This is a genomic window from Bradyrhizobium sp. USDA 4454 (genome assembly GCF_054822705.1).
Map to the genome: position 1 here is coordinate 3,526,227 of NZ_JBTRCN010000001.1, position 17,836 is coordinate 3,544,062.

Genomic DNA, 17,836 nt, shown 5'->3' on the forward strand with positions numbered 1-17,836 from the left:
ACGGGTAGAGACCGGATTCATCTGCAGCCATCCTAATCGGACGCGGTTGTCGGACGCGAAGAAGAACCATTTGCCGTACGTGAGTTGAGACCACGATTTGCGCGCACCGTGGCCACGCTCATCTTCGTCCATTCGCCTCGTCCAACCATGTGCAGTGTATCGCCGTGCCCCTGTAGCAGCCACGCTGCGCTTCGATCAGGGCGTTGCAATTGCCATTGTCCAATTTGCTGGGCTTGATCGTCGCCGAGGCGAAGCAGCGTGATCCGATCCGACCGGTCACCGTAGCCTCCAGCCAGGAGAACATGGTCACCTTCGACCGCCAACGCATTTGCGCCTGCAACCTTGTTCCGCCAATATTTCACGCCATCTCGATCAACTCTAACAATTGGAAAATCCGTGTAGGGACAGCACCAGAGAGTGGGCCCATCAACTGTTAAAGCGTAGCAGTCGGAGATGAAGATATCTGCGCGCTCCTGATCGTTGAATTTCCACAAGACGCTGCCATCCGGTCCAAGGTGCGCAATGCCCGACGACGAGATCGGCCAGCTTCCATCCTCCTCCATGGGACCCGAAAAGACACCTTCATCGAAATAGCCCACCCAGATGGTCCCGTCCGCTGCGCACTGGATGTGCAAAATGCCATCACCCATCGCAAAAGTGCCGGCCGGCGCGCCATCGGCGGCGTACAGGTGAGCGTTGTTCTCTTTGGGCGCCGCGCGAGCCGAAGCTACCAGCCATCGCCCATCAGGGAGACGAGCGACCCCTGGCGAACCGCAGGCCGGCACCTCGATTGCCCCGCTCTCAGCACTGCCATCGAACGCAGTAAGGCGCAGGCGTCCATCCCAAAGGTTGGGCCGGGGCGCTTGTATGTTGCCGCGCTGCATTTGATCCCGCCAGCGCCCGAGTTCCGCGTGTATATCCCTGTCGGCGCGGACCAGTGCCAAGTCGCCGTTCCAGAGAACGGCATAGGCGTAGTTGAACCAACCTGAGGGCGGAGGCGGTAGGGGAACGGTCACGCCCAAGGTCATTTCGTGTTTCATAGGCACATCCAACCAGGCGGAGCGCAATCTACCTTCAGCTGCCCATCGCCTGCCAGGCGTTCGAGGCGAACTGCCGGCGCCAGATCACGATCACGACCGCGGCTGTCGTGATGAACAGCACCCAGGGACTGACGAACCAGCCGAGATAGCCGAGCGCGAAGAAGAACGCGCGCTGGCCGCGGTTGAAGTGGCGGCCCGCGGTCTCGAAAAGCCGCGTGGTGCGGATCACATGGGCCTCCGCTTCCGGCGTGTCGCGCTGGCCGGCCGGCGGCATCGCGCCGAACAGGATCGCGACGTAGTTGAACAGGCGATAGGCCCAGGCGAATTTGAAGAAGGTGTAGATGAAGATCAGGATCAGCCCGCTGCACTTGATCTCCCACAAAGCGGGCGAGGGCGAGAGGTTGACCGGCAGCGCGCCGAGCACGGCGAGCGCGTCATTGGTGGCGCGCAGCAGCGCCAGCGCGCCGCCGATCGCGATCAGGCTGGTGGAGGCAAAGAACGCGGTGCCGTTCTGCAAGGAGGCCATGATCTGCATGTCGACCATCCGCGCCTCGCGGTGCAGCAGATTCCGCACCCAGATCTCGCGATAGACGTGCATCCGCGCCGACAGGCTGTCGCGCCCATAGGCGGTGTGCTCCAGCGTGATGGCGTAGACCAGCCATTCCAGTGCAAAGAAGCCGACGGCCAGGATGTCGACCCAATAGCCGGTCATGGTGCCTTCCTTCGTCAACGCGCGGGCTGCCTCTCCGCGCCGCATCCCGCGTCATGTACAGGTTGAACGCGTGCAATGCACTATGGCAAACTGGCGTGGCAACAGGATTCCCCCAGACATGCTCAAGCTCGTCATCGGCAACAAGAACTATTCGTCATGGTCGATGCGGCCCTGGCTGGCGCTGCGCGCCAACGACATCCCGTTCGAGGAGGTCTTCATTCCGCTCTATACCGACCAGGCCGACAAGGACCGCATCCTTGCCTTCAGCAAGGCCGGCAAGGTGCCGACGCTGATCGACGGCGACGTCACGGTGTGGGATTCGCTGGCGATCATCGAATATCTCGCCGAGACATTTCCCGAGGCGAAGCTGTGGCCCTTGGACCGCGCCGCGCGCGCCCATGCCCGCGCGATCTCGGCGGAGATGCACTCCGGCTTCGTGCCGCTGCGCAGCGAATGCGGCATGAACCTGCACCGGCCGATCCGCGCCGTCGCGTTGTCCGACGACGCAAAGGCCAATGTGGCGCGGATCCAGGATATCTGGGCCGAGTGCCACGCGCGTTACGGCAAGCAGGGCCCGTTCCTGTTCGGCGCCTTCTCCGGCGCGGACGCGATGTATGCCCCCGTGGTGCATCGCTTCCGCACTTATGCGATCCCGGTGAGGCCCGAGGCGCAGCATTATGTCGACGCGATGATGCAGCTTCCCGCCTTCCAGGAATGGACCCGCGATGGCCTCGCCGAGACGCTGCGCATTCCGCGATTCGAGGACGTCTGAGTAGATTCTTGTTTTGACGCGTTTTCTTCACGGCGAACCGGCGTCCATCCCGCATCAAGTGCGCGACAGGCTTCGCTCGAAAACGCTTTTGCACTTCCGAATTGTGACAGCGCTCACAAAGATCGCGGCTTGACGCCGCACGGCCGAGGGCGTCGAATCCGGAACAGCGGTTTTGCAAGTCGTGAAAGGACTTAGAGCATGGGCATTCTCGATTCCCTGGAGAACTCGCCGGAGCTGAAAGGCATGCTGGGCCAGCTTGGCGCGGCCGTCATCCCGGTCGTGCTCGGCGAGGTGATGGGCAATGGAGGGCAGGGTGGCCTGTCGGCGATCGTCGCCAAGCTCGAGCAGGCCGGGCTCGGCGAGCAGGTCAAATCCTGGATCGGCACCGGCCAGAACCTGCCGATCACCGCGCAGCAGCTCCAGGAGGTGCTGGGCAGCGACACGGTCAAGCAGCTCGCCGCCAAGTTCGGCATTCCGGTCGACCAGCTGTCCCAGGTGCTGGCCCAGCAGCTCCCGGGTGCGGTCGACAGCGCGAGCCCGAACGGCAAGCTGCCGCACACCGCCTGAAGCGGCGGAACCGGGTTCCAGCCGGGGTTGGTCTCGAATTTCCGGCTGGCACGTAAATTTCTGCCTATCGCCCTGAAAAACCTTCAAGAATTGTAGCTTTGCCATGCCCCAATCTTGCTGGATTTGGGGCGGTGCGATGTGCTAGTCTGCCGCAGGGTTCTCAAAATGCCGGCCAGAGCTATCGGGACTGTCAGCTCGGCCTGCAATCTCTAAGAAAATGGAGAGGGCGTTGAAGCATAAGTACTCGATTGGCGAGATCGTCTATTTCACGGCCAGCAACGTGGCGCGCCCCGCGGCGAGCGGCACTTATGAGGTGATCCGTCTGCTGCCGACCGATGGCGACGACTGCCAGTACCGCATCAAGAGCTCGACTGAAGCTTTCGAACGGGTGGCCAAGGAGAGTCAGCTCGCGCTGTCCTGATCGGTTGTGCGCAAGCCGGTGGCTGGAGCGGGTTTCGCGCCGTCGCCGTCAAAAGGCCCTGTTCGCAGACCCATTGTGTTGAAGGTTGGACGTCGGGGTGGCGGCGTTCGCCGTCGCCGATTGTGCTTACGCTGCGTTGAGGGACATCGCGCATGAACTGGGCTTCCTCGCTGGATCAGATCTGGCGCTCACCGACCTTCCCGATGTGGCTGACCCTGGCCGCAGCGGGGTTCTTTGGGATCGTCGTTCTGATCACGCTGCTGCGCGCGGAAAAATCCGTCGCCAACGGCGCGCTGACCGTCATCACGCTGCTGTCGATCGCGGTTGCGGTCGCCGCGACGATCCGCGGCTTCGGGCCGGGCGGGCAGGCGGCGCCGGCCGAGACGCGGACCGCGCAGTTGACCGGCCAGACGGTGCCGGCGCTGGCGTGCGTCGATGACCTGGCCGGCGATGCCGTTCTCAATGCCTGCGAGAAGGTGCTGTTCGGCTCATCGGATACTGCCGCTGCGGCGGTCAGCTATGCCGCCGCTCAGGTCTCGCGCCTGACCGCGCTCGGCGACCTCGCGACCGCGGAGCGCAATTCGACCACCGAGCTGCAGGCGCTGCGCCGCGCCATCGAACACGACCGCTACGGCCTGGTGGCCTATGCGCTGATGGCGCGCGACCACTGCACGCCGACCGCATGCCCCGCGTTCCGCTCGCTCGGCGACAATCATCAGATCATCGCCAACATGAACGAGCGGACCTACGAGAACCTGGTCACGCGCTATGCGGGATCCTGGAACGCGCCGGCCGCGGCCCAGGCACCGGCCGCCGGCCTGGTGGCGGCGCTGCCGCCGTCGATGCCCACGGGCCGGCCGACCAATGCGGAGTTTCCGAGCGCGGCGTCGACGCCGCCGGTCAGCATCATGACGCCGGAACCGAAGCCGGCCGCAGCCGCCGCACCGCCGCCGCCCGCGCGCGCCGCGGCCGCGCCGCCTGCTGCCGCCCCGAAGCGGCCGCCCGCGGCGAAGCGTCCGGTCCAGATCGCGCCGGCTGCTGCGCCCGCGGCGGCACCGCCCCCTGCCGCGGCGAGTGCGCCGGCGGCCGCGAGCGCGCCGGCGGCCGCGAGCCAGGACTAAGCGGAGTCTGAGCCGGGCTAACTTCGGCGTGAGCCGTCATCACGGCCTCGTTTCGTGCGCGCAAATCCCGCTATCCACTGCCGTGGATAGTGCGCCCTTTCCAAAGCCCGCGCCGGCCGCTACATCCGGCCCATGCCGCTTCATCTCATCAAGCTCGCCGTCGGTTGCGACTCCGTCAAGGAACTCAAGGGCTGGGTCGCCGAACGGATGGCGACCGCGAAGAAAAAGGGCCTGCCGCTCCGCCACATCCACATCACGCGAATGACGCCGAAGCGCGAGGAGGAGCTCCTTGCCGGCGGCTCGCTGTATTGGGTGATCCGCGGCGAGATCGCCGCGCGCGAGAAGATCATCGCGATCGAGCCGTTCCGCGACAAGGACGGCATCGGGCGCTGCCGCATCGTGATGCAGCCCAAGGTGATCGCGGTATCGCCGCGGCCGATGCGCCCGTTCCAGGGCTGGCGCTATCTGACCGCGGATTCCGCGCCGGCCGATCTCACCAAATCGAGCGCCGCCAGCGTGGTGTCCATGCCCGAGCCGATGCGCCGCGAGCTGCGCGACCTCGGATTGCTCTAAGCAATCGGATTGCTGTGGGCAGTCAGATTGCTGTGAGCAACTATTGGGTCACGAGATGCAGCCGGCCCCATTCGGAGGCCGGGATCTCGACATAGCGGCCGCCGCCGGCGTTGCTGACGGCGACGTCGAGCAGCTCGTGGTCGATCCCCATCTCGCCGAGATAGCGCCGGAACTGGTCGGTGAAGATCGAGGTCAGGCTCTCGCGATGCTCGGCCGTGACGTTGGGTGCGAGCCGGTTGTGGATCTCCATGCCGCTCAGCACCACGTGGCTGCCCGCCAGCAGGCTGCGATGCACGCCGCCCGACAGCATCAGCACGCAGGCGAGATCGCAGGCGATGCCGGACGGCTTCTCCTTCGCATCCAGCGGGCCGCCGGGCCGCTTCAGCGCAAAACACTCCTCCTCGGATTTTCCGGCGCAGGCCTCGACCTCGGTCGCCGCGACCACGGCATCGATGCCGCGATCGCGCAGGATGCGGCCGAGGCTGGTGGCGACATTGAGGTTGGAATTCCCCTTGATGTTGATCACCACCGGCAGCTTGCGGCCGTTCTGGCGGTCGAGGATCGCCAGCAGGCGCTTGTAGGTGTCCCACTGCACGGAGCCTTCGGCGGCGATCCAGTCCGAGCAGCCCGGCCCGCAGGCATCGGGAGCGCCATGCGCGACATAGAAGATCATCGCACCGGGCACCGAATTGACGCCGCCGACCGGCGGGCGGGTCTGCGCCTGCGAAAGGCCTGCCGCCAGCAGCGCGATGCCGAGGCCAATGCCTAGCCTGAAAGTCCTGCTCATTCCGACCGCCTGTGAACGGCGCGATCATCCCTGCGTCGCGAGCGTGACGCAAGCAGGAGCCGACCGCGCAGATGAGGCCGGGCCCTCATTACCGGCTCGCAGTCTGTTTGCGCGTGAACCGCCTCACACTTTTGCGGATTAGACCGCGATGTTGTCGATCAGGCGGGTGGTGCCGAGCTTGGCCGCCACCAGCATCCGCATCGGGCCGTCCTTCAGCGAGCCGATCGGCGCCAGCGAGGCGGCGTGGCGGACCTCGAGATAATCCAGCACAAAGCCGGCCTTGGCGATCTCAGCGGCGCCGTCGGCCATGACGGTTGCGGTGTCCTCGCCGGCGCGCAGGCGACCTGCCGCTTGCTTCATCACCCGGTTGAGCTCGGGAGCGGCGCGCCGTTCCTCGGCCGAGAGATAGACGTTGCGCGACGACATCGCGAGGCCGTCGCGTTCGCGCACCGTCTTCGACCCGATCACCTTGACGCCGAGGTCGAGGTCGGCGGCCATCTGGGTGACCACCCGGAGCTGCTGAAAATCCTTCTCGCCGAAGATCGCGACGTCGGGCCGGACCTGCGTGAACAGCTTGCCGACCACGGTGGCGACGCCGCCGAAGAAATGCGGCCGGAAGCGATCCTCCAGTCCGGCGGTGGCCGGTCCTTCCGGCACGATCCTGGTGGCGAAGCCGTCCGGGTACATCGCCTTCACCTCGGGGTGCCAGATCAGGTCGACGCCTTCGGCCGCGAGCTTGGCGAGGTCTTCCTTCCAGGTGCGCGGATACGAACCGAAATCTTCGGTCGGTGCGAACTGCGTCGGGTTGACGAAGATCGAGACCACGACCCGCTTGGCGCGGCGCTTGGCGAGCCGCACCAGCGACACATGGCCGTCATGGAGCGCACCCATGGTTGGCACCAGCGCGACGGTCGCCTTCCTGGCGCGCAGGACGTCGACAGCGCGACGAAGGGCAGGGACGGTACGGACGACGGTGGGATTTCTCGGCATCTGGTCTCGACTCGTGGGGCAATCGGGGTGGGATGTTCGGCATGCGGCAGGTGGCCGACCTTACCAAGTCCGGTCCGCTATCGGCAAACCGCCGCGCAAGCATTACCCGATCGCGCATGCGCATGGATCGCAGGCCGCGTGCCGCCGATCGACGCAGCAGGATTAGGACGGCCGCAATTGATTTCCTCGCGCAGTGATGCATTTCACTTGACCGCAGGCGTGCTCGATTTGAAGATCACTGCCGGGGATTGAATCATGTTGGTGCAGGCTAGTCAGGGTCAGTCCGGCTCCGCACATGTCGTTGTGCTGGGAAACGAGAAGGGTGGTTCGGGCAAGTCGACCACCGCCCTGCATATCGCCGTCGCGCTTTTGAAGGCCGGACAGCGGGTCGCGAGCATCGATCTCGACTGCCGCCAGCAAAGCCTCACCCGCTACATCGGCAATCGCCAGGCCTGGGCACGGCGCACCGGGATCGACCTCGAGCTTCCGGCGCATCACTGCATCAAATACGGCGAGACGATGCAGATCGAGGAGAACGAGAACGCCGAATTCCAGCAGTTCATGGCAGCGGTGAGCGCGGTGGAACGTGCCTATGATTTCATCGTGATCGATACCCCGGGTTCCGACAGCTACCTGATGCGGCTCGCGCATTCGATGGCCGACACGCTGGTGACGCCGATCAACGACAGCTTCCTCGATTTCGACGTGCTGGGCACCGTCGATCCCGCGACCTACGCGGTGACCGGCGAGAGCCACTACGCCGAGATGGTGCGCGACACCAGGCGGAAGCGCCGCCAGATCGACGGCGCCTCGACCGACTGGATCGTGGTGCGCAACCGGCTGTCGATGCTCGGCTCGCGCAACAAGCAGCTGGTCGCCGACGGTCTAAAGCAGCTGTCGCTGCGGCTCGGGTTCCGTTCGGTGGACGGCTTTGCCGAGCGGGTGGTCTATCGCGAGTTCTTCCCGCGCGGGCTGACCGCGCTCGACGACATCGACGAGTCCACGCTCGGCACCCGCCCGAGCCTCGGGCACGTCACCGCGCGCGAGGAGGTGATGAGCCTGCTGCGCCAGCTCAAGCTGCCGCTCGACGAGCGCGGCCGCCGCCGCGCCGCCAACCGGGCCGAATGGTTCAGCCAGGTCGACAAGCCGCTGGAAGTCGACGACATCATCGGCAGCTAGGCCCGCCGGCCGAATTCTGGAGCCGGCGAGCGCGCGCAGGGGTGTCGTGGCGACCGGGGCTCCTACCAAGGCATTTCGCGCCCAGTACGCCGTCTTCAAGGATGTCCTGGGCGCGGTTTCGCCGGGCTAAAGCATGATCCGGAAAAGTTCGAAGCGGTTTTTCGAAAAGATCATGCTGGCCAAAGCGCGATGACGATTCAACCAAATCTCATCGCGCTTTAGCTCGGCTTCAGCACCGTCATCTTGAACGGCCCGCCATTGGCGGCGGCATGTGCCACGGCATCGTTGGCATGGTCGAGGTCGAAGGTCGTGACCGCAAATTGATCGAGCCGCAACAGGCCGGCGCGGGCGAGATTGACGAGGCCGAAGGTGGCCTCCGGCGGATACATCCAGGCGCCGTGAATGCTGATGCACTCGCGCATGATCCAGGGGTAGGGCAGGTCGAGTCCCGGTCCGCCCTGCATCCCGACGCCGCCCATCAGCACGACCCGGCCGTAGGAACGCACGGCCATGATCGCGGCGCGGACCGTTGTTGTCGTGACGGACGGAGGCATCAGGTCGAGCACGCAGTCGATGGGTCCTGGCACGGCCTGCCGCATGCGCTGCCGGTCGTCGTCTTCGTTGCCGCTCAGCCGGACCGGGCGCACGCGCGGGCCAAAGCGGCGGACCAGATCGGCCAATACCCGCTCGTTGCGGCCCGGAGCGACCACGCAGGCGGCGCCCATCGCCAGCGCAACGGCGACCGCGGCACTGCCGAAATTGCCGGTGGCGCCGCTCACCAGCGCGGTCTCGCCCGGCTGCAGCCGCGCCGCCAGCAAGCCGCCATAAGGCACGAGACAGGTGCCGAGCGCGCACCAGGACGGCGCATCGGCCGGATCGATGTCGCCGATCCGCTTGACGTTCTCGGTTGGCACCAGCGTCTGCTCGGCAAACGAGCCGTGACGGAAGTGCCGCTGCAAACGCAGTCCGCCTTCGCCGCGCGCGCTCCAACCCTGCAAGGTAATGTCCGGCGAGATGCTGTCGTCGCGCGAGCGAAAGGTCGGATCGCAGTACACCCAATCGCCGGCGGCGAGATGGGTCGCATCCGGACCGACCGCCCGAACCCGTCCGATCGCGCCGGGACCGGGAACCGCCGGCAGCTCGAGCAAATAGCTGCGCTCGCCGCTGAAGACCTCGTTGGCATAGGACAGTACGCGCGTCGCGAACACGTCGACGAGGACTTCACCCGTGCCGATCGCAGGTGCGGGGATTTCCTCGATCACGAGCGGCGAGCCGAACGATTTCAGGATTGCTGCTTTCATCTGGTCTTGTCCCTGGTTGAGAGCCGCATCATCCCGCGCGCCGTTGCGGCGAGGAAGACCTGGTATTATCCTAGGATTGTAAGACCCACTCGGGAGTCCGGCGATGGCCACTGCGCGGCAAAGCGAACTTGGTGATTTCCTGCGCTCGCGGCGGCAGAAGCTGACGCCCAAGCTCACCGGCGCGCAGGCCGGGCGGCGGCGCCGCACGCCCGGTCTGCGCCGCGAAGAGGTGGCCGAGCTCGCTGGCATCGGGGTCGACTGGTACATCCGCCTCGAGCAGGGCCGTTCCGTCAGCCCGTCCGCCACCACGATCGACGCGTTGGCGCGTGCGCTGCGCCTCAGCAAGGCCGAGCACGCGCATTTGCGGGCGCTTGCGAAGGACGGCGACCGCCGGCCATTCGCCCCGGAGACCGTGCCGCCGGCGATCCGGCGCGTCGTCGAAAGGCTCAACCAGCCGGCCTATGTCACGGGGCGGCGATGGGACGTGCTGGCCTGGAACGCGGCCGCGGAGGAGGTCTTCGCCTTCGGCCGCCTGCCGGAGGACGAGCGCAACACGCTGATCTACGTGCTGACCAACCCCAAAAGCCGGCGGCTGTTCGGCGCCAGTTGGGCCGAGGAAGCGCGGCGCATCGTGACCCAGTTCCGCCGCACCCACGACCTCTGGGCCGGCGATCCGGCCTTCCTCGATCTGCAGGCGCGGCTTCGGCAGGGCTGCCCGGAGTTCGACGGCTGGTGGGAGACCCACGATGTCAGTGCCAGCGTGGCCGGGCGAAAGGTGTTCAACCACCCCAAGCGCGGCCGGCTGACGTTTGAATACGCCACCTTCCAGGCCAATGACGATCCCGGTCTGAAGCTGATCATCTACACGGAAATTCGCTGAAAACCGTGGTTTGCCGGTGATTTTCGTCACAGGGCGGCCAAAAAGCCGGAACAAAGGGGCCGGAACCCGGTTTTCCCCTCAACGTCGATCTAAGGCTCGAATGCAACCTTTGGAATTTGCGTCGTAGGGTAAGAGGAGAGCGCGAGCGCCGCAGCAGTCCTGTGCAGATGCACAAACTATAGGTGCAACGCACAACGTTATGCCACGAAAGCCACAATATTTGGACTTCCTGTCACGGCGCCGTGACATATATTCTCAAAAAGAGGCCGAAGAGCCTCTAGCCAAAATCGCCCTGTAAAGGCCGGCACCTCGAGGACGTCATGAAGCGTGGAATTCTCGTTCTGCTTTCGCTCTCCGTGGTGATCACGGGTGCCTATTTCACTGCGAGCAAGTGGGCGATCCGTCACGAAACCATCATGTTCAAGGATCCGAGCCGCGATGAGCGGCCGGTCGCGGTCGACGTCGCGGTGCGCTTCGACAAGGAGATGCAGGCCGACGCTGGCATGATCACGCTGCCGGTGGCGATCCTCAATCATGGCAATACCGTCAAATTCACCGAATATTCCTTCCTCGCGAACGTGTTCGCGGCGCGCGGTTATCTGGCGATCAGCATCCAGAACGACCTGCCGTCGGACGGACCGATGGTGACCAAGGTCGGCGAGATCTATGTCGGCCGGCTGCCGCAATATCAGCGCAGCATCACCAACATCAAATTCGCGATCGAGGAGATGAAGAAGCGTCAGCCGAACGCGGACTACAGCAAGCTGACGATGGTCGGCCATTCCAATGGCGGCGACATCGCGATGTATTTCGCCAAGCAGTATCCGGACGAGATCAAGAAGGTCGTGACGCTGGACAATCTGCGGGTGCCGTTCATGACCGACGGCAAGTTCAAGATCCTGTCCTTCCGTTCGCATGACTCGCAGTTCAAGCCCGATCCCGGCGTGGTGCCGGACGAGGAGCAGTGCGAGAAGGCCGGCATCACCGTCGTGAACACCAACTTCCAGCACAACGACATGCGTGACACCGGGCCCGAGAAGGCCAAGGACTCGATCCAGGCGATGCTCGATAAATTCCTGGCCGACACCGACAGCGCGGTTGCGCCGGTCGATACCAGGAATGCGCCGCCGAAGATCCTGGAGCCTGGTCCGGTCTCGCTCTACGTGCCGGTCGAGAAGCCGCAGTCCTTCACGGACAAGGTCAAGAAGTCGCTCTCGCTGACCAAGACCGAGACCAAGAAAGACCCGTCGGCGACCAACTGACGGGCGACCCGTGACGCGGGCTGGCCGGCCACGTTGACCAATCCGCTGCGGCGGCCCACATAGTGTTTGCTGTACGAGGCAAGCGCTGATGGCCGGCAAGACGATCAAACCGACATCCGGAAACGATGTGCGCCCGGCCGATGCGCCTGGCGTGCCGACATCGAGCGCGAACGACATCGCCGCCTTCGTGGCGAAGGCGCAGGCGATGTCGCCGCATCGCGGCGGCGCGCGCGGCCGATTGGTGTTCGCGCTCGACGCCACGATGAGCCGGCAGCCGACCTGGGACATGGCCTGCACGCTGCAGGCCGACATGTTCCGCGAGGCCGGCGCGCTCGGCAGCCTCGACATCCGTCTCGTCTACTACCGCGGCTTCCACGAATGCCGTGCCACCGGCTGGATCTCCGACAGCGCGCAGCTCGCGCGGCTGATGAGCAAGATCGACTGCCAGGGCGGCAATACCCAGATCGGCAAGGTGCTGACGGAGACGCGCCGCGAGGCGGTCGCCTCGGGCGTGCGCGCCCTGGTGTTCGTGGGCGACGCGATGGAGGAGAACGCCGACGAGCTCTGCGCCAGGGCGGGCGAGCTTGGGTTGCTCAAGGTGCCGGTCTTCATGTTCCAGGAAGGCGCGGACGCGACCGCCGAACGGACGTTTCGCGAGATCGCACGGCTGACCGGCGGCGCATGGTGCAGGTTCGATCCCGGTGCGGCCGCGCAGCTCCGCGAATTGCTGCGCGCCGCCGCAGCCTATGCTGCCGGCGGCCGCGAGGCGCTGCTGCAATTGGCCAAGACCGCGAGCGGCGCGGCCAAGCTGATCGGTCAGATGAAATAGCGGGCCCGCAGTCCACCGGCATCGCCCTCCAGAGCAGTACTTTGAGGGGCAGGTTGATCCCGATCTCCCGCGCTGCCTGCATCAAGTGGGCGCCGGCCTGATGCCCGGCTTGATTTTTGTCGTTCATGACCGAAGCCGGCCTGGCGGCGGGCTCGGTCAACGCGGCGGCCCGGACTCGGTGTTTGACGTGGATCAAGGCGTCGCGGCATGGGCGTTGAACCATGCAACAGGCGGAGGAGCATGAGATGTCTCAGTGCAGGCCGTAACACTGGGGTCTTACGAAAATCTCGATTTCAGGCTTCGGCATCCCTGCGGGGGCTGACTGTCATTCGTTTGCGGCTTGCATTGAGCAATGAGGTCGACGCGCGATGACTGCCGAAGATCATGCCTACAGATTTTGGCGCTACCTCTCAATTGGCGGGGCGCTGGCGATATTTTTCGGCGCGGGCGCGTTCATTATGGCGACGTTGCCGCCGCGCGAACTTGTGATGGCGACTGGCGTCGAGGGCAGTGCCAACTACGAACTGGGTATCCGCTATCGCGAAATCCTGGCGAAGGAAGGCGTCAAACTGCAGCTGCAGCCGACATCCGGAAGCCTGGAAAATCTGAAGCATCTGCGTGACCCGCAGTCCCGGGTCAGCGTTGGATTCATTCAAGGCGGCACCGCAAACAGCAAGGAAGCCCCGGAGCTGGAGTCGCTCGGCACGATGTTTTACGAGCCACTATGGCTCTTCCGCCGAAGCGAAATTGGAGAAGGCGTACAGGCGTTGCGCGGCCGACGACTTTCGATCGACGCTGAAGGAAGCGGCGGGCGCGCCTTGGCGCTGCAAATCATCCAAAGAACCAAGATCGACTCGATCATCGGTGAAATTTTAGGCTATGCGCCGCAGACTGCTGCAGAGAAACTGGTGGGTGGCGATATCGATGCGGCGTTTATCGTGACTGCCTGGGAGTCTCGCGTCGTGCAATCCCTCCTCAATGCCAAAGGGATCGAGCTTTCCAGCGCTCAGCGCGCGGACGCCTTTGTCGCGATCTATCCCTTCCTGCATAAATTGGTTCTGCCTGCGGGGGTGATCGATCTGCTGACGAACCGCCCGCCCGGGGACGTCGTGCTGTTGGCGCCGAAGGCGAGTCTCGTCGTGCGGGCCGACCTGCATTCAGCGTTACAGTACGTTTTGCTTAATGCAGCCGTGCAAATTCATTCGCAGCCGGGTATTTTTCAGAAAGCGGGAGAGTTTCCGGCAGCCGAGTCGATCGGGATTCCGCTCAGCGAAGAGGCGCAACGCTACTACAAGACTGGACGGCCATTCCTACAAGGTTACCTCCCATTCTGGGGCGCGACATTGGTCGAGAAGGTCATCGTCGTGCTGGTCCCGTTGGCGGCCTTGCTGTTCCCGGTGTTCAAATTCCTGCCGCAGACCTACGACTGGATGATGCAACTCAGGATCAGGCGGCTGTATGACGAGATCAGATCGATCGAGAGCGAGATGAATACCGGGGAAAGAAAAATTGACGTCAGCGCTTTGAATGCGAAGCTGGATCTCATGGATCAGCGCGCAAACCAAATGCAGTTACCGAATGTCTATGCCAGCAGCCTATATACCCTGCGGAGCCATATCGATCTCGTGCGCACTCGGCTGGCCGCAATGGCTTGACGGGCCAGGCGACAGAAAATCACTGTCCATCTGACGGCCGCGACGGGCCGGTCGCTTTTGGCCCTTCGGGGGCATGGCCAATGGCTGACGTCGGCGCCACGCGGCAGCATTTCACGCGCCGGTGAGACGAAGCTTCGCATGCTTTTTGCCGCCGGGCCGCCTATATTCCGCGCATGCCAACCCTGATCGCCGGCGTCGTCGCCGTTGTCGTCCTTTATTCCGCGCTGCAGATGTTTCGTGCAGCCAATCCCGCCGTGCTCGCGCGTGCGATCAAGATCGGTGGCGGGGTGCTCGCGTTGGCCGTTGCGGCCTTCACCGGCGTGCGCGGCGAGCTCGCGGTGGCGATTCCGCTCGGCATCTTCGGCGCCGGTCTGCTCGGCTGGTCGCCGTTCGGCAGTACCGGCTTTCCCAATTTCGGCGGCATGTTCGGCGGATCGCGCAACCCCGGACAAAGCTCGCGGGTGCGCTCGCAATATCTCGATATGAGCCTCGATCACGGCAGCGGCGTGCTCAAGGGCCAGATCGTGGCCGGGCCGCAGGCTGGCCGCATGCTGGACGAATTCGACCTCGCGCAGCTGCTGGCGATGGTCCCGAGCTTCGATGCCGAAAGCGTCGCGTTACTTGAAAGCTATCTGGACCGCCGTTTTCCCGCCTGGCGTCAGGACGCACAGGGAAACCGGGCAGGGGGGCACGGCCGCGCGACGCCGAGCGGCAAAATGACTGATGAGGAGGCCTACCAGATCCTTGGCCTGCAGCCGGGCGCGTCGCGTGACGACATCGGCCGGGCTCACCGCACCCTGATGAAGAAACTCCATCCCGACCAGGGGGGCTCGACGTACCTCGCGGCCCGTGTGAACGAGGCCAAGGATACCCTGCTTCGCACGCATCTCTAACTCCGACGCTACCACGCCACAGCCGAGAGCTGCCTTCCGTCTCTGATCGATGCCCCGTCTGGCCCGCCGCTGTCCGGCGTGGCCGATCGTTGTTTCGGGAAAACTTAACCGTAAAATCTTGACGAGAAGTTTTCATAACTGCACCGCGCCCATCGGGCGGGCATTTGTGTCGGCCATGCAACGCAGCCGGCAAAGCAAAAGGGCCGGCGCTTGCGGCGCCGGCCCTCGGGATTTCTTGAGATCCGTTGGGATCAGGTGATGCTGTCGATCAGTTGCGCACGGTGATGCAGGAGATCTCGGCGCGCTTCAGCGTCTTGCAGGCTGCTTCGGCCTGATCGCGCTCCAGACCGGCAAAGCGCGCCCGGTAGAGCTTGCGATTGTCCTTGGCGACGACTTCGGTGAAGGGATCGGCCCTGCTGAGCAGGCCGCGGGCCGAGCTGCGCGCGAGGTCGATGCGCTTGTTGGCTTCGCCTTCGGACTCCAGCGCGCCGACCTGGATGATCCAGCCGGTATGCGCGGCGGCCGGCTTGACGGCGTTGCTCTGCGCCGCCGCCTGCAGGCTGCGGGCGGCGGGTTCGATCGACGCCACCGCCTGCGGCGCCGGAGGCGCGGCGGGTGCCTGGACGGAAGAGGCCGGCAGCACGCCGAGGATGCCGTTGCCGGTGCCGAAATTGGCCGGCTGCGGCGGCATCTCGGGCCGCGAGGTCTCGGCGGCGCGGGCCATCATCGCATTGGAGGTCTCGGGGATCTCGCCGCGCGACGGGATCGTGCTGGTGATCGGCGGCGCCGACTGCGCCGGGCCTGCGGCAGCGAGCCTGATCTGGCCGGCTTTGACCTGCACGGTCTTCACCTTGACCGGCTTCATCGGTTCAGCCGAGCCGGGAATTGCGGCGAGCTGCTGGGTCTGGATCACGCCGGAGGTCAGCGGCGCCGGTTCGGGTTTGGCCTGCGGCTCCGGTCTGGTCGGGGGCGGCGGCAGGGCGGCGGCCGCCGCCGCCATCAGCGACGGTTTGCTGGCCGGACGCGGCGCCGGCATGGGGGTCGGGGCAGGTTCGGATGCTGCGACCGGCGAGGTCTCCGCCGCCGCGCGCGCATCGTCGGCATCGGCAACCTCGACATTGGCGTCGGCCGGGTTGCGCTCGGTGATCGCGGCGGCAGTGCGGGTGGTCGCGCCCTTGCCGATGTTCTCGGCGAGCAGGTTGCGCATGATGGCGTCGCGCGAGCCGCCGCTGCGGCCGCCGAGCACCACGCCGACCAGGAAGCGATTGCCGCGGTGGATCGAGGTCACGAGGTTGAAGCCGGAGGCACGGGTGTAGCCGGTCTTGATGCCGTCGACGCCCTCGACGCTGCCGAGCAGGCGATTGTGGCCGGTGATGGTGTGGCCGCGGAAATTGAACGCCGTCGTCGAGAAGTAGCGATAGTAGCGCGGGAAGCGATCCTGGATGGCGCGGCCGAGCGTCGCTTGATCGCGCGCGGTCGTGATCTGCTCGTCATTGGGCAGGCCGGAGGCGTTGCGATAGGTGGTCCGGCTCATGCCGAGCGCACGGGCCTTGCGGGTCATCATCCGGGCGAAGTCTTCTTCGCTGCCGCCGATCGCCTCGGCGATCACGACGGCGGCGTCATTGGCGGAGCGGGTGACGAGGCCCTTGATGGCGTCTTCGACCTTGATGGTCTGGCCGGGCCGCAGGCCGAGCTTGGTCGGGTCCTGCTCGGAGGCATGCTCGGACACCGGCATCTCGGTATCGAGTTTCATCTTCCCGGAATCGAGGCGCTCGAACAGCAGATAGAGCGTCATGATCTTGGTGAGCGAAGCGGGGTGCCGCAGGCCGTCGGGACTGTTCGACGTCAGCACCGAGCCGGTGTTGCCGTCGACGACGATCGATGCGAATTGCGGGCTATAGCTCTCGCGCGCTTCCTCGCTGTGGTGGTGGCGGGCGTAATGGCGGCGGTGGCGACGCGCCTCGGCGCTATCGCTGGTGATCAGGATCGCCGTCGTAACGGTCACGAGCCCAAGAACGCCAACTCGCAGCGCCCGCGAGGAGGCCAAGGTTGTTCGAAGCATCTACTTCCCCGTCCCAATTTCTATCTAGATCACTGGCTCGTGAGGCGAAATTGTGCCCAGCGGCCATCGATCCTTGCCTGCGCAACAGACCACGTCGGACAGAACCATCGGTCCGGGTGGCGGCTCAGGTCGCTCTTCTAGCTAAGGTGTTGTTCACAAACAGCTTTCAAAGCTGCTCGTCGGAAGGCGAACAAAGTCCGGGAATCAGGTTAGGCGGCCCGAGTTTCCAAAAGATTAAGCAACCGTTGCGTAGTCCCCTGGGGTTTATGGCAAATGCCTAGGATTCGGGCAAATTCCTTTGTGCGACGCACAATATTTGTTGACTTTATTGTGCGATGCGATATTTCGATCGTTGTCAGGGGGCCGGGAAGCTTCCCGGCAATGGGAATTTGCGCCTTCAAGTCTGGGAAAAGGAATTCCATCCATGGTCAAGATCGAAGACATTCAGAACTACGGCAAAGAGCATTTCGAGTCGGTCACGGCGTCCGCGAACAACCTGCAGAGCGGCGTCCAGGCGATCGCCACCGCCTATGGCGACTACGCCAAGAAGTCGTTCGAGGACACCAAGTCGTTCGTCGAGAAGCTGTCGGGCGTGAAGTCCCTGGACAAGGCGCTCGAGGCGCAGACCGAGTACCTGCGCTCGTCCTACGAGACCTTCGTCTCGGAATCGCAGAAGATCGCCGGTCTCTACAGCGACTGCGCCAAGCAGACCTTCAAGCCCTATGAAGGCCTGGTTTCCAAGTTCGCGCCCGCTCAGTAAGCGCCGCTGACCAAGGCAAACGAAAAGCCCGG

General features: G+C 64.7%; 18 protein-coding genes. 12 read left to right on the top strand and 6 right to left on the bottom strand.

Annotated elements, in window-relative coordinates; genetic code table 11:
* Window positions 1-32: 32 nt before the first annotated feature.
* Window positions 33-1,040 carry a hypothetical protein gene (locus ACVIW0_RS16455; RefSeq protein ID WP_461353263.1) on the bottom strand — a complete coding sequence of 336 codons (1,008 nt, stop codon included), beginning with the start codon at window positions 1,038-1,040 and terminating at the stop codon, window positions 33-35.
* A 34-nt stretch (window positions 1,041-1,074) separates the two neighbouring features.
* The gene (locus tag ACVIW0_RS16460) at window positions 1,075-1,752 is read right to left on the bottom strand and encodes a DUF599 domain-containing protein (protein ID WP_461353264.1); all 678 of its coding nucleotides are present in this window, start codon (window positions 1,750-1,752) and stop codon (window positions 1,075-1,077) included.
* A gap of 118 nt (window positions 1,753-1,870) precedes the next feature.
* Here ACVIW0_RS16460 and ACVIW0_RS16465 point away from each other — a divergent pair, with 118 nt between their 5' ends.
* The 5 genes from ACVIW0_RS16465 to ACVIW0_RS16485 all read left to right on the top strand — a co-directional run bounded on the left by ACVIW0_RS16465 (window position 1,871) and on the right by ACVIW0_RS16485 (window position 5,206).
* A complete protein-coding gene (locus tag ACVIW0_RS16465) occupies window positions 1,871-2,524 on the top strand; it encodes a glutathione S-transferase family protein (RefSeq protein ID WP_461353265.1) in 654 nt (217 codons plus the stop codon).
* A gap of 198 nt (window positions 2,525-2,722) precedes the next feature.
* On the top strand, window positions 2,723-3,091 hold the full coding sequence (locus tag ACVIW0_RS16470) for a YidB family protein (protein ID WP_461353266.1): 369 nt from the start codon (window positions 2,723-2,725) through the stop codon (window positions 3,089-3,091).
* Window positions 3,092-3,308: 217 nt separating this feature from the next.
* Window positions 3,309-3,512, top strand: coding sequence for a hypothetical protein (locus tag ACVIW0_RS16475; RefSeq protein ID WP_092114848.1), 204 nt, complete (start codon window positions 3,309-3,311; stop codon window positions 3,510-3,512).
* 152 nt (window positions 3,513-3,664) lie between these two features.
* Window positions 3,665-4,633 carry a hypothetical protein gene (locus tag ACVIW0_RS16480; protein WP_461353267.1) on the top strand — a complete coding sequence of 323 codons (969 nt, stop codon included), beginning with the start codon at window positions 3,665-3,667 and terminating at the stop codon, window positions 4,631-4,633.
* A 132-nt stretch (window positions 4,634-4,765) separates the two neighbouring features.
* The gene (locus ACVIW0_RS16485) at window positions 4,766-5,206 is read left to right on the top strand and encodes a DUF1489 family protein (RefSeq protein ID WP_461353268.1); all 441 of its coding nucleotides are present in this window, start codon (window positions 4,766-4,768) and stop codon (window positions 5,204-5,206) included.
* A gap of 40 nt (window positions 5,207-5,246) precedes the next feature.
* On the opposite strand, the gene ACVIW0_RS16490 is transcribed toward ACVIW0_RS16485, so the two are convergent.
* Together ACVIW0_RS16490 and panC are read right to left on the bottom strand one after the other, a co-directional pair.
* The gene (locus tag ACVIW0_RS16490) at window positions 5,247-5,993 is read right to left on the bottom strand and encodes a hypothetical protein (protein WP_461353269.1); all 747 of its coding nucleotides are present in this window, start codon (window positions 5,991-5,993) and stop codon (window positions 5,247-5,249) included.
* 138 nt (window positions 5,994-6,131) lie between these two features.
* The gene (panC, locus tag ACVIW0_RS16495) at window positions 6,132-6,983 is read right to left on the bottom strand and encodes a pantoate--beta-alanine ligase (protein WP_461353270.1); all 852 of its coding nucleotides are present in this window, start codon (window positions 6,981-6,983) and stop codon (window positions 6,132-6,134) included.
* A gap of 255 nt (window positions 6,984-7,238) precedes the next feature.
* Here panC and ACVIW0_RS16500 point away from each other — a divergent pair, with 255 nt between their 5' ends.
* Window positions 7,239-8,162, top strand: a complete 924-nt coding sequence (locus tag ACVIW0_RS16500) for a division plane positioning ATPase MipZ (protein ID WP_461353271.1) — start codon at window positions 7,239-7,241, stop codon at window positions 8,160-8,162.
* Between the two features lie 218 nt (window positions 8,163-8,380).
* Here ACVIW0_RS16500 and ACVIW0_RS16505 read toward each other — a convergent pair whose 3' ends face one another.
* The gene (locus ACVIW0_RS16505) at window positions 8,381-9,463 is read right to left on the bottom strand and encodes a zinc-binding dehydrogenase (RefSeq protein ID WP_461353272.1); all 1,083 of its coding nucleotides are present in this window, start codon (window positions 9,461-9,463) and stop codon (window positions 8,381-8,383) included.
* A gap of 103 nt (window positions 9,464-9,566) precedes the next feature.
* Here ACVIW0_RS16505 and ACVIW0_RS16510 point away from each other — a divergent pair, with 103 nt between their 5' ends.
* The 5 genes from ACVIW0_RS16510 to ACVIW0_RS16530 all read left to right on the top strand — a co-directional run bounded on the left by ACVIW0_RS16510 (window position 9,567) and on the right by ACVIW0_RS16530 (window position 14,982).
* Window positions 9,567-10,343, top strand: a complete 777-nt coding sequence (locus ACVIW0_RS16510; RefSeq protein ID WP_461353273.1) for a helix-turn-helix transcriptional regulator — start codon at window positions 9,567-9,569, stop codon at window positions 10,341-10,343.
* 320 nt (window positions 10,344-10,663) lie between these two features.
* Window positions 10,664-11,605 (top strand): alpha/beta fold hydrolase, encoded by a 942-nt coding sequence (locus ACVIW0_RS16515; RefSeq protein WP_461353274.1) that lies wholly within the window; start codon window positions 10,664-10,666, stop codon window positions 11,603-11,605.
* A gap of 88 nt (window positions 11,606-11,693) precedes the next feature.
* Window positions 11,694-12,434: a vWA domain-containing protein gene (locus tag ACVIW0_RS16520; RefSeq protein WP_461353275.1), complete on the top strand. Its 741-nt coding sequence runs from the start codon at window positions 11,694-11,696 to the stop codon at window positions 12,432-12,434.
* 368 nt (window positions 12,435-12,802) lie between these two features.
* On the top strand, window positions 12,803-14,089 hold the full coding sequence (locus ACVIW0_RS16525; protein WP_461353276.1) for a TAXI family TRAP transporter solute-binding subunit: 1,287 nt from the start codon (window positions 12,803-12,805) through the stop codon (window positions 14,087-14,089).
* Window positions 14,090-14,262: 173 nt separating this feature from the next.
* On the top strand, window positions 14,263-14,982 hold the full coding sequence (locus ACVIW0_RS16530) for a DnaJ domain-containing protein (RefSeq protein ID WP_461353277.1): 720 nt from the start codon (window positions 14,263-14,265) through the stop codon (window positions 14,980-14,982).
* Window positions 14,983-15,250: 268 nt separating this feature from the next.
* Here ACVIW0_RS16530 and ACVIW0_RS16535 read toward each other — a convergent pair whose 3' ends face one another.
* Window positions 15,251-17,044, bottom strand: a complete 1,794-nt coding sequence (locus ACVIW0_RS16535; protein ID WP_461353278.1) for a serine hydrolase — start codon at window positions 17,042-17,044, stop codon at window positions 15,251-15,253.
* A gap of 424 nt (window positions 17,045-17,468) precedes the next feature.
* On the opposite strand from ACVIW0_RS16535, the gene ACVIW0_RS16540 reads away from it, so the two are divergent.
* Window positions 17,469-17,804: a phasin family protein gene (locus tag ACVIW0_RS16540; protein ID WP_074129073.1), complete on the top strand. Its 336-nt coding sequence runs from the start codon at window positions 17,469-17,471 to the stop codon at window positions 17,802-17,804.
* The last annotated feature ends 32 nt before the right edge of the window (window positions 17,805-17,836 follow it).

Coding starts and splice junctions, on each gene's coding strand:
- ACVIW0_RS16460 (WP_461353264.1), bottom strand. CDS start 1,752: ATGACCGGCTATTGGGTCGACATCCTGGCCGTCGGCTTCTTTGCACTG.
- ACVIW0_RS16505 (WP_461353272.1), bottom strand. CDS start 9,463: ATGAAAGCAGCAATCCTGAAATCGTTCGGCTCGCCGCTCGTGATCGAG.
- ACVIW0_RS16535 (WP_461353278.1), bottom strand. CDS start 17,044: ATGCTTCGAACAACCTTGGCCTCCTCGCGGGCGCTGCGAGTTGGCGTT.
- ACVIW0_RS16525 (WP_461353276.1), top strand. CDS start 12,803: ATGACTGCCGAAGATCATGCCTACAGATTTTGGCGCTACCTCTCAATT.
- ACVIW0_RS16475 (WP_092114848.1), top strand. CDS start 3,309: ATGGAGAGGGCGTTGAAGCATAAGTACTCGATTGGCGAGATCGTCTAT.
- ACVIW0_RS16500 (WP_461353271.1), top strand. CDS start 7,239: ATGTTGGTGCAGGCTAGTCAGGGTCAGTCCGGCTCCGCACATGTCGTT.
- ACVIW0_RS16530 (WP_461353277.1), top strand. CDS start 14,263: ATGCCAACCCTGATCGCCGGCGTCGTCGCCGTTGTCGTCCTTTATTCC.
- ACVIW0_RS16455 (WP_461353263.1), bottom strand. CDS start 1,040: ATGAAACACGAAATGACCTTGGGCGTGACCGTTCCCCTACCGCCTCCG.
- ACVIW0_RS16515 (WP_461353274.1), top strand. CDS start 10,664: ATGAAGCGTGGAATTCTCGTTCTGCTTTCGCTCTCCGTGGTGATCACG.
- ACVIW0_RS16510 (WP_461353273.1), top strand. CDS start 9,567: ATGGCCACTGCGCGGCAAAGCGAACTTGGTGATTTCCTGCGCTCGCGG.
- ACVIW0_RS16470 (WP_461353266.1), top strand. CDS start 2,723: ATGGGCATTCTCGATTCCCTGGAGAACTCGCCGGAGCTGAAAGGCATG.
- ACVIW0_RS16480 (WP_461353267.1), top strand. CDS start 3,665: ATGAACTGGGCTTCCTCGCTGGATCAGATCTGGCGCTCACCGACCTTC.
- ACVIW0_RS16540 (WP_074129073.1), top strand. CDS start 17,469: ATGGTCAAGATCGAAGACATTCAGAACTACGGCAAAGAGCATTTCGAG.
- ACVIW0_RS16520 (WP_461353275.1), top strand. CDS start 11,694: ATGGCCGGCAAGACGATCAAACCGACATCCGGAAACGATGTGCGCCCG.
- ACVIW0_RS16490 (WP_461353269.1), bottom strand. CDS start 5,993: ATGAGCAGGACTTTCAGGCTAGGCATTGGCCTCGGCATCGCGCTGCTG.
- ACVIW0_RS16485 (WP_461353268.1), top strand. CDS start 4,766: ATGCCGCTTCATCTCATCAAGCTCGCCGTCGGTTGCGACTCCGTCAAG.
- panC (WP_461353270.1), bottom strand. CDS start 6,983: ATGCCGAGAAATCCCACCGTCGTCCGTACCGTCCCTGCCCTTCGTCGC.
- ACVIW0_RS16465 (WP_461353265.1), top strand. CDS start 1,871: ATGCTCAAGCTCGTCATCGGCAACAAGAACTATTCGTCATGGTCGATG.